A 17,429-nucleotide genomic window follows, 5' to 3' on the forward strand; every position below is an offset into this window, starting at 1 on the left:
TCTCCTTCAGCACACCAAACCCTAGAGAATCAAGCAAACCGAGTCTTATTCAAAATATGGTTGAATTACGCCGCTACGAATTGAATCAAGTCGCTGTTGAACGCTGACTTGATCAAGCGCTGCCAAGCTGATTGGTGCTACTTGCCGTTGTTGGCTAACTAAAAAGTGCAGGTAGGTTGGAGCATGGCTTGTACGATAGGCATTGATCGTGGTTGCCCCACGCAACCCATCATAACGAATGGCTTTTTGCCCAGCCTGAGCACTGGCAATCAACAACGCTGTATCGTAGCCAAGCGCATGATGACGGGTTGGTTCAGCCCCAGACACTTTGCTAAATGCCTGTTGGAAACTTGGGTTACTCGCTGTATTCCAACCACCAGCATAGGCCAAATCTAGCCCTTGTTTGCGCAGCCGTTGGGCTAATTTAGCATCGATCATGGCATTGGGCGTAAGCCACAGGGCTTTGCTGCTGGCGGTATAGCTCTGCCACCATTGCTGCGATTCGGCGGCATTTAATGCTAGATACACAACATCTGGATTGAGGTTGGCAACTTTGGCGGTGAGATCGGCTGAATCAAAACTGAAATCGCCAATTAACTCAGCGCCTGCCGCCGATAGACCTTGGGCAAAACCCCAAGTACAATCATAGCCACTGAGCGCATTTGAACGAATGATGATCGCGCGTTTGCCCCGTTGTTGGCTGGCCCAAACTGCGCTTTGCCAAGCAGCATCGGCCATGCCAAAACTATTGATCAACAAATTAGGGCTGGGGTTGACCAAGGCGAAATGCTCACCCAGGGTTGCCGCAACAATCGCTTGGTTGGGCAAACTGGCACTGAGGTTTTGTAGCCCCAAGGGTGTGCCAAGGCTTAGCCAAAGATCGGCGGTTGCCGATTTAGCGGCGAACACTTGGCTAAGGCTTTGGGGCGTTTGAAGATTAAATCGAAAGGGAACTACTGCTTGCTCGCTGGCAAACTGCAAGCCTGCCAAAAACGCTAGTGTTGCACGATGGTTGTGCAATTCTGTGGGCAGGATAACTCCAACCTGCATTACCTCTGGCTCTCGTAGCCGAATAGGGCTTCCCTCGTTGGCAGCGGCTAGCTCGGGCATGCTGGCAAGCAACCCGGATATAGCGCCCAACTTGAGAAACTGCCGCCGATTGATGGCTTGATTGTGATCTTGATCGGGCATGGTGGCATCCTCAAATGTATTAAATATGGGTGTGGATCGGGCAATGCGCCAAAAGCATACCATAGCCCTGGAATAACCCTTGTAGGAAAAAGGTCATAGTAGGATATAGTACCTAGGCTGATAGATAAAAAATTAAAAAGCCACCGCATGGGGTGCGGTGGTGAAATGAGCCTTGCAAGAATCAAAACTTACACTTGGCTCATGGGGGATTTTCGGGCTTGTACAGTCAGTTGAGTTGAATTAAGCGTTGGCCTACTGGTGGTAGGCCAAGCTGCAATCTTCCAACAACCACAAGTCCTAGACTTCCATGACCTCGGCTTCTTTGGTCGTGCCGATGGTTTCAACTTCCTTTTGGAAGCGGTCGGTCAATTTTTGCAACTCTTCTTGGCCACGGCGTTCGTCATCTTCCGAGATAGCCTTATCTTGTTGCAATTTGCGAATCGCATCTTGGGCTTCGCGGCGCACATTACGAATCGCGACTTTGCCATCTTCGACTTTGGCCTTGACCTGTTTGACCAACTCCTTACGGCGTTCTTGGGTCAATTGGGGAATCGCCAAGCGGATGATTCGGCCATCGTTGCTGGGGTTGATGCCCAACTCGGAATTTTGGATGGCCTTTTCAATCGCCTTGATCGCCCCTTGATCGTAGGGTTGAATCGTGATCATACGTGATTCGGGGGTAGCGATGTTGGCCAATTGGTTGAGTGGCATTTCAGAGCCATAATATTCAACCTTCAAATCTTCGACCAAGGCGGGAGAGGCGCGGCCAGTGCGCACTGCACCAAGGGTATGGCGCAACGAATCGATGCTCTTTTTCATTTTGCTTTCAGCATCGCGTAAAACATCTTTAACCGTCATACAAAAACTCCTTGTCATTTGGCTAATGCTACCCAGCGGTAGCGGGGGCTTCAGTGCTGGCTTTGCTAATCAAGGTTCCAACCTGTTCACCTAGCACAATTCGTTCCAAATTGCCTGGGCTATCGAGGCTAAATACAATGATTGGAAGATTATTATCCATGCAAAAGGTCAGCGCCGTACTGTCCATAATCGTTAAGCCACGGGTCAGGGCATCAAGATAGGTGATATGGTCAAATTTGGTTGCTTTGGGGTCGGTGCGTGGGTCAGCGCTATACACCCCATCAACCCGGTTTTTGGCCATCAGAATCACATCGGCATCGAGTTCGGCAGCGCGTAAAGCTGCGCCCGAATCGGTGGTGAAATAAGGATTACCAGTGCCAGCGGCCAAAATAACCACCCGCCCTTTTTCCATATGGCGCACCGCTCGCCGCCGAATGTACGATTCTGCCACCTCATCCATTTTAATCGCGGTCATGGCACGGGTTTGCATGCCGTTCCGCTCAAGCGCATCTTGTAAGGCTAAGGCATTGATAATCGTTGCCAGCATGCCCATGTAATGAGCTTGGGGTGGTTCCATACCAGCTTTGATTGCTGGGCCACCACGCCAGATATTGCCGCCGCCAAGCACAATTGCCACTTGCACCCCATGCGCCAACAATGGCTTAATCTCGGCTGACATATAGTTTAACACGTCAGGCGAAATATTGGTTTTACCATCGCCAGCCAATGCTTCGCCACTGAGCTTGAGCAAAACCCGTTTGTAGCGTGGTTGCATACCAGAACCCTCCAAGTGAAAGTCAAAAGGTCAAAAGCAAGGAAGAAACAAACACCTGCCTGATTTCAGAAAAAAACCGCCGCCTGCGGATTGAGTACAATCCACAAACGACGGTTGAAAGTGCCAAGATTGGGTTGCGCCAATCGTCGCACTGTTTAGTTGCTGCCAACTTCAAAGCGGCTAAAGCGGCGTACCACGATGTTTTCGCCCAATTTAGCAATCGCTTCTTGGACTAAATCTTTGATCTTGACGCTGGGGTCTTTGACAAATTCTTGTTCGAGCAACACGACTTCGCCATAGAATTTCTCGATACGACCTTCAACAATTTTTTCGATAATATTGGCTGGCTTGCCACTATCGACATTTTGTTGGCGCAAGATTTCGCGTTCGCGTTCGACTTCGGCTGCTGGCACTTCTTCGCGATTGACATATGATGGGTTGGTTGCAGCAACGTGCAAGGCCAAATCATAGGCCAATTTCTTAAAATCGTCGGTTTTAGCCACGAAGTCGGTTTCGCAGTTTACTTCTACAATCGCAACAACTTTATTGCCTGGGTGCACATAAACTTCGATCCGGCCATCGCTGGCATCGCGTGATGATTTCTTGGCGGCGGCGGCCAAGCCTTTTTCGCGCAAAATTTTGATTGCAGCATCAACATCGCCACTGGTATCGGTCAGCGCCTTCTTGCAGTCGAGGATGCCAGCGCCGGTGCGTTCGCGGAGTTCCTTGACTTGATCCATCGAGATACTCACAGGGTATTCTCCTTGTTGTAAAAACGGACGAGCATTGTTGCTCGTCCGGGGTCTGGGTGTCTATCGATACTAGGACGGCATTCGCGAGCGCAGGCCGGAATGACCTCGGCCTAGAATGCGTCTTCTTCGTACTTGGTTTGTTCTGCCAAAGCACGTTCTTCGATATGTTGTGATTGACGGCGGTTTTGGCCTTCCAAGGCTGCGTCGGCAATTTTGCCAGCCATCAGGCGGATAGCGCGAATCGCGTCGTCGTTTGATGGAATTGGGTAATCGATTGGATCGGGATCGCAGTTGGTATCAACCATTGCCACGACTGGAATGCCCAGCTTCTTAGCTTCGCTAATTGCCAAGGTTTCTTTGTGTGGATCGATCACGAACATAGCTGCTGGCAAGCGTTCCATCGTTTTGATCCCGCCGAATACGCGGTTCAATTTAACGATTTCGTCTTCCAACTTCAATGCTTCAGCCTTGGTAACCAAGTTGAATTCACCACGGTCGCGGCGAGCTTCCAAATCGTGCAAGAATTGCAAGCGGCGCTTGATGGTTGAGAAGTTGGTCAACAAACCACCCATCCAGCGTTGGGTCACATACAATTGATTTGAGCGGGTGGCTTCATCGCGCACAGCTTCTTGAGCTTGCTTCTTGGTGCCTACGAACAGCACCTTGCCGCCGCCAGCAACTGCATCGGCTACAAAGCGATAGGCGCTTTGCAAGCTGGTAACAGTTTGTTGCAAATCGATAATGTGAATCCCATTGCGATCCGTGAAAATAAACGGACGCATTTTGGGGTTCCAGCGCTTGGTTTGGTGGCCGAAGTGAACACCTGCTTCAAGCAGGGCCTTCAGCGACACTACACGGTTGGTAGTTGTGTCGGTCAAGGGATGACTCCTTACAAAATAATGTTTTCCTCCGCCGCCGCAGTTATTCCAGCACTGAACCAATCACCCAAAGGATCGGCAGGAGCGGTGCCATGCAGACGACGTGCGTCACTAGCGACCAGCCCAAGGGCTGGCACACCGTCGATTAGTATAGCATGACTAGTAGTAAAAATCAAAAGGCAGAAGCAAGAACATAGAGCATAGAACATAGAGCATAACGAACGATAGCCATTGATCCACGAAGGGCACGAAGGACACGAAGTAATTAATCTTCGTATCCTTCGTATCCTTCGTGGTTAAAAAGTCTGATCCCTTGCCCCTGAATCCTGACCCCCTAAACCCTACTGGCCCGTTGCCCACGCGAACGCAGCCTTGACAAGGGTTTGGCCATCGCTGCTGAGCGTGCCGCTGTCGCTCAGGAATAAGCCAACTCGTCGTGCTGGCGCAATCACGCTGCCAATCATGGTTACCCCTTGCTCGTAGCCGAAATAGACTTTTTTACTGTTGCTACTGCCTTGCGGGGCAATGTTGATTGCGCTGCTGGCTGGTACACCATAGGCCATGCTGCCACTCCCCGTGTAGACCGTGACCGTGCCACTTAAGCCGCCTGCCAAGCCATGGGTCGCATTGCTGATTACCAACGTATTGCCCGAGGCCGTGCCATAATCGGTGGTGGTGGTTGGTCCGGTCATGCCCAAATCGTCGTAGAGCGCATGCTCCCACACGATCACTGGCACGGCGACACTCGTGAATTTGCTGCCGACATTGCCCGCTGAGACCGATGACGAAATTAGCACCAGCTGCTTGCCCGTGGCATCCGCGCTGCTCGATTGAGCGGCGCTCTTGAGGCTGACCGTGTAGCCTTCGCCAACTAACAGTGACTGAATCGCCGTGTCATTGGCATTCAAGGCGCTGGCATCACCGACGACAAACAACGCGGTTTTGGCTGCACTGGGTGTGCTGGTGCTGCCAGTGCTGGTTGGGGTCGCAGGCACGGGCGTGATGCTGGCGGGAATGCCCGTGGCGGTTGCCGTCGCTGGTGCAACCGTCGCCGTTGCCGTATCAACGACGGTAAAATCGAGCGTGAAACTGCCGCCTTGTGTTCCCGTCGCATTCGCACCACTAAACGCGGTTACCACCAGTTGATGCTGGCCTGCGCTGGGAGTCCAGGCGGCATAATCGCTGCCCGTATTGCCCTGTAATGCATAGGGCGCACCACCCTCAATCCGATAGGGTGCACCGTCAAGGCTAAAGCGGACACTGCCGACCGTGGCCGGGCTGGTGTTGGCGCGAATGTTGAGTCGTCGCGTGCCCAAGGCCACAAAATCGAGGATAGTGGGAGTATCCATCGGATCAAAGCCGATAATCGCTTGGTCGGTATCAGCATTGAACAAGGTTAATGACGTGACGGCAATCCCACCAGCTGGGGTTGGCGTAGCAACCGTTGGTTCGCTGGTGCTGGTTGGTGTTGCCGTCATGGGCATTGGTGTGCCATTGGGGTCGAGCCACTGGCGGGTTTCGAGATTGAAGATTAAGGATTGAGTCGGCGTGGTTTGGGTAGTGATGTACACCAATGGCCATGTCGCCGATTCGATCATGATACCCCCAATATTACTGGGTGTGGTATATTCCTCAACACGTTGTTGTGCAATGGTTAGTTCGCTACCCATTGGCTGGACTAAGATAAAACCATGCTCATTATTTTCCAGATCAGCCCCAGCCAGTAAGAAGTAATTGGCAGTAGCGGTTGGATTATGCAAATTCCAACAATTTCCAAGCCTCGTAAAGCGACTCAATGGACATTGAGTCTTGAGTCCTGCTTGGGGAAGCGGTTCTGGAGTTGGACTATAGCCTAAGGCCATTTTTGTTGCAAATGCACTACGGCGTGGTGAAAGTGTCGAAATAATGCTCGGGGTTGGTAATACGCCGCCTGCTTCGACCGTGGCCAAATCCCACATTTCTTGGGTTTGCTGCACAGCCATCTGATCTTTAAAGGCGACTACACTGGCGATCTCGTTGAGTTCGGCCTGAGTTGCAATAGCGACAGTCGTAGCGGTTGTATCGGCTGTACCAACTGCGGTTGCTTGTTGACCACTGAGCGGCTCAGTAGGTAGATTGCGGCCACAACTCAGCAGTAAACCACTGATCAAGAGACTGATGAAACCCACGCTACGTAGGGTTGATTGCTTAAGCATATTAATTATCCTCTCTATTAACGTGAGCCACACGATGGATCACTGACTTGACCGCAAATATCGGTTACATGTTTGGGAGGAGTTGTTTCAGAGCGGGTTGCCGTCATCTGGTCGGTAAAGGCTTGCCAGCCATGATGCGGCGGAAATTCTTTATAGGCTGGTGTAAGCGGATCTGAGTCAATTAATAGGCTATAGGGTTGCCAATCACCATTCGGGCAAAGCGCATCACTCCCTTGCACAAAACAATCAAAGGGAGTGAGCCGTGCACCACCGCCACGTGGTAGTTGACAATTGGCAGTATTAGCACAATCAGTCATCAATTGCCCAATATGCATACCGATATTTTGATTACGGGCATAACGCACCACATTGACCCATTCAAAGATATAGGGTGCTTGATAAAGTTGCGGCATGGGATAGGCACTATAGAGCTTCCAATTAACATAGATAACCCGTCCAAAGACTGTTTTGATATCAGTCCCCCAAGTGTCAGGTGACCATGCACGCGGACAACTCTCGCAACTTCCAAAAATATAAATATGATTACTTTGCGCAGATTGGCGTTGATACTGATCATAGGAAAGCAACCATGCCACTGTCCACGCATAGGTTGACCATTCCCAAGACCCATGTTTTTCCCCATTAATTGGAACACGATGTGATCGGTCATCGCCCCATGGATGTTGATAATATTCGGCATCAAAGCCTGCAGCTATTTTGACCCGCGGAAAAATTTTGGTAGTAATCGACCCAAGATTAAGTGGATTTCTTAAATCCTCTTCAACATCATTAATCAACTCACCCCAGGCGATCCCATCATCGCCAGTCAGATAGGGGTTATCTTGATAGGTGATACCATCGTAGCGTGCAGCATTGCTTGAACCCAGCACAAGGGTCAATTCAGCCTTGGGCAATAAGGGCGAATCGAGGGTCGCTGGATTATACTGGGCTGGCAGTCCCGTGCACTGTTCGCCTTGCCATGTAGCATAGGGTGTTGCATAGCCTACAGCAAACGCCAAAGCCCATTCATAAATTTGATCATAGGATATGTATAACGATTCGGCCTGGTCGTTTTGTTGGACTAATAACATCACTCGCGTCGTCGGATCGCCATCTTGGCGACTTGGCCGACCAAATGCCAGCACAACCATGCGATCACCACCACGCCGCGCATCGCAACCTGATTGCAGCGCACCTTTAATACTTTTGCTCTGAACGTAATAGCTCACACTATAGGCAGGGGGTTGTGGTTTGGTTTGGATGGTGATATCGGCTACTGTGGCAAGAAATGATTGATTGGAGTTTGGACTGGTGGCTTGCCAGGTTTCGTGCCCGCCCACCAGCAGCATTCCGGCTTGATTCATGCCAAGGCCACTCACCACCGTATCAGCATGGTCATCCTCACGCAGCGCTAGTTGATCCACAATTTGCCCAGCGCTATCAACCGTGAGCACAAACCCACTCGTCCACTCAGCTGAGAGCGTTGCCAGCGGATAACCATAGCCTTGACTAACCCCACCAATCGCAACCTGCCCATTGGCCAAGGCGACCATAGATCGTGGATAGGTATAGGTAAATCCGTTCGGCTGATGATATTCCTGACTCAATGGTTGCTGAACCACAGCCCCTGCGGCGGGAACCCGCACATACCACAATTGTTCGTAATGACTATTGACCAGTGGCGCAGTATCCTGCTTGATCACACTGGCGATCACCTGTTCTTGCGCATCAATCACCAGTGGTCCAACTGTCCACCCACTGGTGGTCGTGCCTGATTGTCCCCAAACACTCACCCAATTGCTGCCTGTCCAGCGCTCAATCCCCGCGCTTTGAATCCCACTGCCAAGCGGCGTTTCACGATACCCACGATACAGCATGCCGTTAGGACTCTGCGCCAACTGGGTATAGATCCGCCCATTCCCTGCCAATGCCGTGTTGGTCAGCAAACTGCCTTGATCGAGCGTGCTCAGATAGCTGATCGGTGGCGTGATTCCTTCTTGGCCGTCTTGCCAAAGCACCTGCGTTTGCCCATTGCTTGGATGGATGACCATGCCAATCACGGCGGGTCGTGAAGCGGTTGCTGGTAAGGTCACGACGCTCGGTGTGCTTGTCGGCGAATTCCAGTGCCACACTTGGGCTGGGGTTGACGGACGATCACGGCTCCATGTGGCAACGGCAATCGCGCCAGTCGGACTCAGTGCTAGATTGGTACAGATACTGCCTGTGCTATAGGCTGTGCCAACCAACATCCGCTCAATCACGGTTGTGGCGCTTGAATCGTAGACCGTCACAACACTTTGTAAGCCCGAACACCCAGCAACATACCATGTGCCATTCGAATGCGATTGAATGACGCGTGGTTCGGTCATATCGAATTGTGATGGATTGGCCGTGATCGTCAAACTGGGGTCAAGCACCAAGGGCTGGCTCGGGTCGTATGCCCCAACCGCGAAGCCCACTGTGCCATCGTGGGCAAGCTGAAAGGCCACGGGTACGAACACGCGATCCTCACCGAGATCTTGCCAGGCGATTGGCGTACTTTCGGTGATGGTGGTTGTTGGATTGACCTGAATAACCAAGGAGCCATCATGGGCAATCTCCACCCCCAACGCCTCGGGATAGCGCCACGCAATCTGGCTGGGGTCGGCTCCGGCGGCCACGAGATAGCTGCTTTTGAGCGTCGCTGAGGGTGTAACGGTATACTGCAGATCAATCTGGGGATAGATGCTGCGGGCCTGAATCTGCTGATATTGGGGGACATCGCTGCGCCAGCGGCTTGGATCGGGCTGCCGATAATCCGAGACCGTCGTGACGAGCGGCTGGCTGGATTCCCACGCGGCTGGCGACGAGGCTCCCACTAACTCCATGGTCAACGTGATCGGCTCAATGCTGCTGGTGAGCGGCGGGGAGAGCTGCAATTGCCAGCCCAACGGCTGCACCTGCACCACACCGCCAGCCAACGCGGCTTCGTAGACCACATCATCGGCTAACTGGCCGTGATTGGGCACAAAGCCACTGCTGGTCATGGCTACTTGAATTATGTCAATATCGGGGGGGGGTAGGTGTGGCGGCTTGGCTGGTTGGGGTCAGCGGAGCGGCCAGCCAACTCAGGCTGCTGAGTAGCAGCAGGCCAACCACCCAACGCCGCAGGGGTTGCGGCCAACGGGCACGATCGTTCATGAGGCATGTCCTCCATCAACTCACAAAATTCACCTACCCAGCCTAGCACACTGGCGACGGGCTGGTCAATGATAGCAGGCTGAGAGTGAAGGATGAGGGATGAAATTTAACCACCAAGGGCACGAAGGACACGAAGTAATTAATCTTCGTGCTCTTCGTGTCCTTCGTGGATCAAAAAGATTTATGGCTTCGTGGTTACGCTTGCTTTACAACAAGCGAATTTTTTCGCGGTGGGTTTTGACTTCGCGGGTGGCGTTGCGGGTATCGACGACCACACGGCTTTGCTCGACGATCTTGGCATAATCAAAAGCACTGTGATCGGTCACAATTACCGTGCAATGGGCTTGCTGTAGCAGCTCATCGGTTAGCGGCACGGTTTGATATTCATGATTATGGTGATCGTAAAAGACGGTTATATGCGGATCGCAGCAATAAACGTTGGCTCCATCAGCTGCCAACAAATCCATTACTTTGAAAATTGGAGATTCGCGGTAATCGTCGATATCTTTTTTATAGGCCACACCGAGCAAGACAACCGTTGAGCCTTTGATGCTGCGTTCTTGATCGTTCAGGGCATGGCTGATCCGATCGCGGACAAAGCGCGGCATGGTCAAATTGATCTCGCCTGCCAGTTCGATAAAGCGGGCCGAAATATCGTAATGCCGCGCCTTCCAAGCCAAATAGAAGGGATCAAGCGGGATACAGTGGCCACCCAAGCCCGGGCCAGGTGTAAAGCGCATAAATCCAAATGGCTTGGTCGCAGCAGCATCGATAATTTCCCAGACGTTCAAGCCCATGCGATCACAAATTAACGTTAATTCGTTGACCAAAGCAATATTGACGTTGCGGAAAATATTCTCGAAGAGCTTGGTCATTTCGGCGGCGGCTGGCGAGGAAACTTCGGTTACTGCCGTCACGATATGGCCATAAAACAGTGAAGTTAGCTCGTTACACTGCGGCGTAACCCCACCAACCACCTTAGGAATATTGTGCACTTTAAAATTAACCGAGCCTGGATCGATCCGTTCGGGCGAGAAGGCCAAGAAATAATCTTCACCCACGCTGAGGTTGCAGGCATCAAAGGCTGGTTTGAGCACTTCAACTGTCGTGCCGGGGTAGGTGGTGCTTTCAAGAATAATCAATTGGCCCGGACGGAGCCGCGCGGCAATCTCGTTGGTCGCCGATTCGATATAGCTCATATCGGGGTCACGAGCTTCGTTGAGTGGGGTCGGCATACAAATAATAATGATATCGCAATCACGCAATCGCTCAAATTGGGCGGTTGCTTCGATCAACTTATTATTGCGTAGCGCGGCCAAATCGCTGCTTGGCACATCGCCGATATAGCTCACGCCCTCGTTGATGCTGGCAATTCGTTCAGCACTAATATCGAAGCCCAGCACATTAAACCCAACGTTGCCAGCCCGAGCCAACATTGGCAAGCCAACGTAGCCCATGCCAATAACCCCAACTTGAGCACGCCGTGTTTCGATCGCGCTGCGTAAATCTGCAAAGGTACTCACACTAAATCCTTTATTGTTTCATAGATTTGCATCTATGCGAAACTGAAAACCATGCGCCAAACAAGCTCGGCGCTAGAATGATTGTTGTTAATTCCCCTCACCCCCGACCCCTCTCCCACTGCGGTAGGTGAGGGGAGTTCCAACCTTTATGATAGGATGATCCCCCCTCGCCTGCTTGGCGGGAGAGGGGGCTAGGGGGTGAGGGAATATCCATCCTTACCGAATTATGACGATCGAATCGCCGCAGTATACAGCTTTTCAAGCCGTTCGGCGTAGCGATTCCAGGTTAATTCGGTTTCAACCCGTAAACGTGCCGCGTTGCCTAGCAGCCTAGCCTGCTCTGGTTGATTGAGTAGATCGTTGATGGCGGCACTCAGCGCTTGTGGCTGGGCAGGGGCTACCAACAAACCATGCTCGCCCGACGTAATCACTCCCGGCACTCCGGCAATCTTGCTGGCAATAATTGGCCGACCTGCGCCCATGGCTTCAAGCAGGGTGTTGGGTAAGCCATCGACGTTGCCACTGCGATCGCGCACCGAAGGCAGAATGAAGATCGTCGCTGCATTCAAGGCACTATTGATTACATCGTGGCCGATTGCCCCGGGAAATAACACGGCCTCGCCAATCCCCAAATCGGCGGCTTGAGCCATGAGTTGCTCTAGGCCTGGGCCATAACCACCAATCATCAATTTGGCAGTTGGATGCTGATTGAGCACCTGTGCAAAGGCCTGCACCAAATAGCGAAAGCCTTTTTTCTCGACCATGCGCCCAACTGTAAATAGCAATGGTATGGCAGCATCAAGCCCATGCTGTTGGCGAAACGCCGCGCCAGCGGCTGGGTCGGGTCGAAAATCAACGGCATCAACACAATAGGGTAGCACATGCAATTTAGCAGGTTCTGCGCCCAAAGCTGCCGCCCGCGTCGTCAGATCGCTCGATGGAGCAGTGATTGCCGAGGCATAGCGCATAATCGCTGTATTGATCCAGCCAGTTGGGGCGGTGCGTTCAGCGACTGAGACATCCGAACCGTGAGTGCTGATAATCAGTGGCAATTTGCGTTGACGCGCTAGCAACCATGCCGGAAAGCCATTCGGAATAGACCAATGACCATGAATTAAATCGAAGGGTTGTTGGGCGGTCAGCTGAGCCATGGTGCGCCAAGCCGAAGCAACTGCCAAGGGTGCAACCAAAAGCGCGGCGTTGCGCATTTGCACATCATTATGCAACGCGCCAGCATAGCCCCAAACATTTAAGCTAGGATGCGGCGCATAGCGATAGCGATGGATCTGCATGCCCCGCACCTGATCGCCACGCTTGAGTTCGGGATGATCGGGCAAAAGCATATGCACCTCGTGGCCACGCTCAACCACGGCGGCGGCAATTTCTTCGATAAAGGGCGCGGTCATCTCACCTGGATATTTAGGAAACGACGACGCAATCATGAGTATGCGCATAACTTGCTATTCGCTCATAGGCTATCGATCAATGCAATAGCCGTGTATGATGATCAATCAGTTTGGAGTCGTTGGTCCATTGCAGCTACAGTTTTGGCTCCAGCAAACTGTATTTATTGAATTTCGTAGATATAGACTGTGCGATTTTTCGGCCCAGCAAAGCTGGCTCGTAGCACAAACCCAGGTAGCTCTTCGCCTTTGAGCAAACGGCCTAAGCCAATTTGGGCTTGATCTTTGTTGTTTTGCACAGCATTGACCAGAATAAACGAGGCCTTGTAATAGTCAGCAACCTGTTTAATCACGGCTAAATCGGCCACATTTGGGTTCATTACGGCAGCGCGTTCAGCATGAAAATTGAGTTGCCATGGCACGCGAGTCATCACCACCGCCTCTGGTGGGGTATTTTGGCGCAACCATTCGAAGGCCTGCAAATCGGGCTGCCATTCGGCGTATTCGCTGCCTACGACGGTGGCACTTTTGTTGGCAGCCTCGACCCAACCCGGAGTGAGCGCCAATACCAACAATTGAGCCGCGACCAACAAGGCCAACGGGCGACCGCGCTGCTTCCAACAACGAGCAATTGCATCGTGAATTGCCACCAACGCACCAGCTGCTAGCAAGGCCAAAAATGGCACTAACGGCACAAAATAACGTTCTTCATCGGCGTGCCAATATAGCGCTAAGAACAGCACATACGGCGTGAAACTCACTCCAACCAAGGCCATCAAGCTGGCTTGTTGGCGACGAGCGGCAATCAGACCAATTAAGCTCAGCCACGCGCCCAACATCAACCACACATAGGGCTGACCATTAACTCCCTGATCGTTATTGCCCATCAAATTGCCGCGACCGCTGAACATGCCCAAGGCTGGGCTAGCAGGCAACAAATAGTTGCGGGTCGCCTCAAATTGATTGCCAATTTTATCAAAGGTCTTTTGATAACCCCAACGCAGAATCCAGCTTGGCTCGGGCAAGCCGTTGCTCCCCGGTAAGCCTTGCTCGTTGGTGTAGATATTGTAGATCGAATCGAAATTTGTGTAGCCGATGATCCAAGCATCATAACTTTCGGTCGAAAAGGCGGGCTTGCCAAATTCGTGCAGATTGCGGGCGATATAGGGTGAGAACACCAAAACCGCTGGTAGTACCCACCACAACGCGGCGGTGCGATAGGCCTTCCAGCGATCTTCGACCTGCCACAAACGCCAAATTAGCCACAAGCCCATGCCAATTGCCACAATCACGGCGCTGGTTTTTTGCCAACACATCAGCCCGATGATCAAGCCTGAGCCAAGCAAGCGCTCTTTGTTATGAGTTACCAAGCTACGCCAGAGTAACCAAATCGCCGCTGTATAGAACAACACAAACGCCAAATCCGAGGTGCTATAGATCATCAAGCGAAACATATGCCGATTGATCAGCACTAAAAGCACCGCAATCAAGCCAACCCGTTGATCCCACAACTGACGCGCAATTCGATAGACCAAGATCGACAGCAAACTAAAAAAGATCAGATTGGGAATTTTTGCGGCCCACGGTTCTGGCCCAAACAAGGCAAAGAATGGCGCGATCCAGACTGGCTGCAACATTGGCCAGGTTTCTTGCACCCGTGTCACGTTACCATCGGGGTACAGTTTGAAAAATTGGGTCACATAATCGACGACCCAGCCACGCCCCGCCACCAAGTTGCGAGCAACCACCCCATTATCGGAGTAATCGGCGTTGCCAAGGTAGTTAATTTGGCGAATTACGCTCCAACTATAAACGAACCAAACCCCAACCAATAAACCGAGTAAGGCCCAGCCCAAGCCTTGGCGGGTGCGCAAACGCCGATTGACCCGATCGAGCAGCCGATTGAGATCGCTCCAGTAGAAGGCTGCAATAAACAAGCTGGCTACCGCCAACGAAACCACAATAATTGCCCCAGGATCGAGCTTTTTGGCTTTGGGCAGCCATTCGTTGGCGGCTTGGCTAAGGCTCGGCCAACTGACCGCTAGCAAGCCAATCAGCGCGGCCATGGCTAAACCATAATCAAGATTTTGGCCTTGCAACAAGCGTTGACGGAAGTGCAACCATGTATCAATAATCTGGCGTTGCCAATTCCAAACCACCACAAACCCAAGTCCCAACAGCAGCAACTCAAACGACGGCAACAGCCAGTGCCGCGCAACATAGGCCAGCGTGAGCCAAAAAGCCACCAAGAGCAACCCAAGCAAAAATAATGGCAAACGCTCACGCGGATAGTGCCAACCAGCCAAGAGCAGCAAACCCAAGGCCACAGCCACGCGCCAAATCAGGCTCAACGCAGGTACATTAAAGCCCACGGTGTTGGTTGTGGCGCTAACGCCATACAAACGCAAACCATGAGGGCGGCGGTCATTGGGATACAGCGTTGTACCAGTAAAGGTGGCAGTATTATCCAAGGGGGCAAGTTGCTGTGGGTCGTGGCTCAGGCGTAATTCAAGCTCAAGGTTGCTTTGATTGAGCACAGGGGTAGTTAATTGATAGATTGTGCGTTGGCTGCTGGCCTCAAATACGGCGATCAGCTGTTGATTGACCAACACATGCACAAATGGCTGGCGTAAATCGCTGCGCAACACATCATCGGGCCAGCCAACTACATCAAGTTCAAGCGTATAACTGCTATTTGCGCCGAGTGCCGGAATCTGAATTTGAGTGCTGCCGCGCGTCCAGCGAAACCGCCCGCCGGTTGCATCAAGTTCGTCGGGGAAAACCGTGCCAAGATCGGTGGCAGCTTGGCCGAGCGCCTCGCTTGAAACCAAAAACGGCTGATCGCCCAAGCCATCGCTGGCAATCCGCACATGGGTCGGCAACTGATAGAGCGCGGTTAACAATAGGAGCGCCATCAGCAACACACTTGCGATTGTAATGATCCATTGACGCAGCGACCATGCAGCGCGGCGTTGCCACCAGTCTTGTACCAAGCCAGCCTCAAATCGTTTCATCGACAACAACGTGCCATTATACCAGAGCATCGCATCGGCGCTTTTCAGCAGTTTATCATTGCAATCAGCTTTGAGATTATGCCATGATTGGGCTTATTTGGAGCAGAATTATGATCAAAGCCATTGTATTTGATATTGGCGGAGTTTTGGAAATTACGCCACGCACTGGCTGGGTTGAACGTTGGGAACAGCAATTGGGCTTGGCTGCGGACAGCATCAATCAACAGCTGCACGATCTTTGGCTTGGCGGCAGCATTGGCACAATCAGCGAACAAGTAGTTGAGGCCGGTATCGCCGAGCGCTTAGGCCTAGATTCTAGCCAATTAGCCGCTTTTTTGGCCGATTTATGGGCTGAATATTTAGGCAAACTCAATGCCGAGTTGGCCGAATTTTTTGCCAGCCTACGACCACGCTATACTACCGCCATTTTGAGCAATAGTTTTGTGGGCGCACGCCAGCGCGAACAAGCAGCCTATGGCTTTGAAGACATCTGCGATTTAATCATCTACTCGCACGAAGAAGGCCTGAAAAAGCCTGATCCAGCGTTTTATCGTTTAGCCTGCGAACGGCTCAAGGTTCAGCCCCACGAAATGATTTTTCTTGATGATATTGACGTAGTGGTCGAAGCTGCGCGAAACCTTGGCATTAAGGCAATTCATTATCACTCAAATCAACAAGCGATTGCCGAAATTCAGGCCTTGCTAGCCGCTGCCTGAGTCAGAATTTCATACAACAGCACGCCTGTGGCCACCGCCAAATTTAGCGAATCGGCCTGACCATGCATTGGAATGCTGACCAAGGCTTGGCATTGGGCTTGTTGCTCAGTATCCAAGCCTTCGCGTTCGCTGCCCATCAGCAAAATCAACGGCTGGGGATAGTCATAGTTGCGATAGTGGCTGCTGGCTGAATCGGCTGCCCCAACCAAATTAAAGCCACTTTGGCTGAGCCATTGGTTAAATTCAGCCCAGGTTGCCTTAACCAAGCGTTGGCTAAATAAAGTGCCCATGCTGGCTCGACCCGTTGCTGGATCATAGGGATCGGTGCAATCGCCCAATAAGATCACGCCAGCCGCCCCAACCGCATCGCCAGTGCGCAAAATCGTGCCCAAATTACCAGGGTCACTGATCGCATTGAGCGCGATCCAACACAGGCCTTGGTCAGGCTTAACTTCGGCCAAAGTAGCCCATTGCTGGCGCACCACCGCTGCCAAGCCTTGCGGGCCATCTTTGCTCGAAAGGCTGGCGAAAACCTCGCTGCTAACTTCGAGAATGGTTGTGGCTTGTTGGCGTTGCTGCTCGACTAAATCTTGGGCAAATTGGCTACGCAACAGGTCGGGTGCAACGATCAATTGCTCAATTGGCGCTTGGGCCTGTACTGCCTCGGTTACATTGCGAATACCTTCAATAAAAAAAAGGCCTGTGGCTTCACGCTCACGGCGTTGGCGCAAAGCCCGAATCTGCTTAATCGCTGGATTATGTTTGCTGGTTAACATTGCCAAACTTTCTAGTTGAAATCATGCTTTTAGCTATTGTAACAAGTAATCTGATCAAAAGGGATCAGGGGTCAGCCATTAGGGATCAGCAAAATGAAACTGCGAAGATAATGAAGATCACGAAGGTTAAGGCTTGTCGCCACAAATTGCCCGAATGTTGAGGCTGGA

General features: G+C 51.9%; 13 protein-coding genes. 1 reads left to right on the top strand and 12 read right to left on the bottom strand.

What is annotated here, in order from left to right:
- Positions 1–45 precede the first annotated feature (45 nt).
- The 11 genes from ABEB26_RS00400 to ABEB26_RS00450 all read right to left on the bottom strand — a co-directional run bounded on the left by ABEB26_RS00400 (position 46) and on the right by ABEB26_RS00450 (position 15,769).
- Positions 46–1,191, bottom strand: a complete 1,146-nt coding sequence (locus ABEB26_RS00400; protein ID WP_345719961.1) for a type 1 periplasmic-binding domain-containing protein — start codon at positions 1,189–1,191, stop codon at positions 46–48.
- 297 nt (positions 1,192–1,488) lie between these two features.
- Positions 1,489–2,049, bottom strand: coding sequence for a ribosome recycling factor (gene frr / locus ABEB26_RS00405; protein ID WP_345719962.1), 561 nt, complete (start codon positions 2,047–2,049; stop codon positions 1,489–1,491).
- Between the two features lie 28 nt (positions 2,050–2,077).
- The gene (pyrH, locus tag ABEB26_RS00410) at positions 2,078–2,824 is read right to left on the bottom strand and encodes a UMP kinase (protein WP_345719963.1); all 747 of its coding nucleotides are present in this window, start codon (positions 2,822–2,824) and stop codon (positions 2,078–2,080) included.
- A gap of 155 nt (positions 2,825–2,979) precedes the next feature.
- On the bottom strand, positions 2,980–3,564 hold the full coding sequence (gene tsf, locus ABEB26_RS00415) for a translation elongation factor Ts (RefSeq protein ID WP_345720279.1): 585 nt from the start codon (positions 3,562–3,564) through the stop codon (positions 2,980–2,982).
- 122 nt (positions 3,565–3,686) lie between these two features.
- Positions 3,687–4,454, bottom strand: a complete 768-nt coding sequence (gene rpsB / locus ABEB26_RS00420) for a 30S ribosomal protein S2 (protein ID WP_012192480.1) — start codon at positions 4,452–4,454, stop codon at positions 3,687–3,689.
- 341 nt (positions 4,455–4,795) lie between these two features.
- The gene (locus ABEB26_RS00425; RefSeq protein WP_345719964.1) at positions 4,796–6,649 is read right to left on the bottom strand and encodes a hypothetical protein; all 1,854 of its coding nucleotides are present in this window, start codon (positions 6,647–6,649) and stop codon (positions 4,796–4,798) included.
- A 17-nt stretch (positions 6,650–6,666) separates the two neighbouring features.
- A complete protein-coding gene (locus tag ABEB26_RS00430; RefSeq protein WP_345719965.1) occupies positions 6,667–9,675 on the bottom strand; it encodes a DUF7948 domain-containing protein in 3,009 nt (1,002 codons plus the stop codon).
- Between the two features lie 16 nt (positions 9,676–9,691).
- The gene (locus ABEB26_RS00435) at positions 9,692–9,829 is read right to left on the bottom strand and encodes a hypothetical protein (protein WP_345719966.1); all 138 of its coding nucleotides are present in this window, start codon (positions 9,827–9,829) and stop codon (positions 9,692–9,694) included.
- Positions 9,830–10,035: 206 nt separating this feature from the next.
- Positions 10,036–11,352, bottom strand: coding sequence for a nucleotide sugar dehydrogenase (locus ABEB26_RS00440; RefSeq protein WP_345719967.1), 1,317 nt, complete (start codon positions 11,350–11,352; stop codon positions 10,036–10,038).
- A gap of 224 nt (positions 11,353–11,576) precedes the next feature.
- Positions 11,577–12,806 carry a glycosyltransferase family 4 protein gene (locus ABEB26_RS00445; protein WP_345719968.1) on the bottom strand — a complete coding sequence of 410 codons (1,230 nt, stop codon included), beginning with the start codon at positions 12,804–12,806 and terminating at the stop codon, positions 11,577–11,579.
- 113 nt (positions 12,807–12,919) lie between these two features.
- Complete coding sequence (locus tag ABEB26_RS00450; protein WP_345719969.1) at positions 12,920–15,769, bottom strand: glycosyltransferase family 39 protein; 2,850 nt, start codon at positions 15,767–15,769, stop codon at positions 12,920–12,922.
- 110 nt (positions 15,770–15,879) lie between these two features.
- Between ABEB26_RS00450 and ABEB26_RS00455 the strand changes: the two genes are divergently transcribed.
- A complete protein-coding gene (locus ABEB26_RS00455) occupies positions 15,880–16,485 on the top strand; it encodes an HAD family hydrolase (RefSeq protein WP_345719970.1) in 606 nt (201 codons plus the stop codon).
- Here ABEB26_RS00455 and ABEB26_RS00460 read toward each other — a convergent pair.
- A complete protein-coding gene (locus ABEB26_RS00460; RefSeq protein WP_345719971.1) occupies positions 16,461–17,261 on the bottom strand; it encodes a TrmH family RNA methyltransferase in 801 nt (266 codons plus the stop codon). The two genes, ABEB26_RS00455 and ABEB26_RS00460, sit on opposite strands and share 25 nt — an antisense overlap.
- Between the last annotated feature and the right edge of the window lie 168 nt (positions 17,262–17,429).

This window comes from Herpetosiphon gulosus, from assembly GCF_039545135.1.
Classification (GTDB): Bacteria; Chloroflexota; Chloroflexia; order Chloroflexales; family Herpetosiphonaceae; genus Herpetosiphon; species Herpetosiphon gulosus.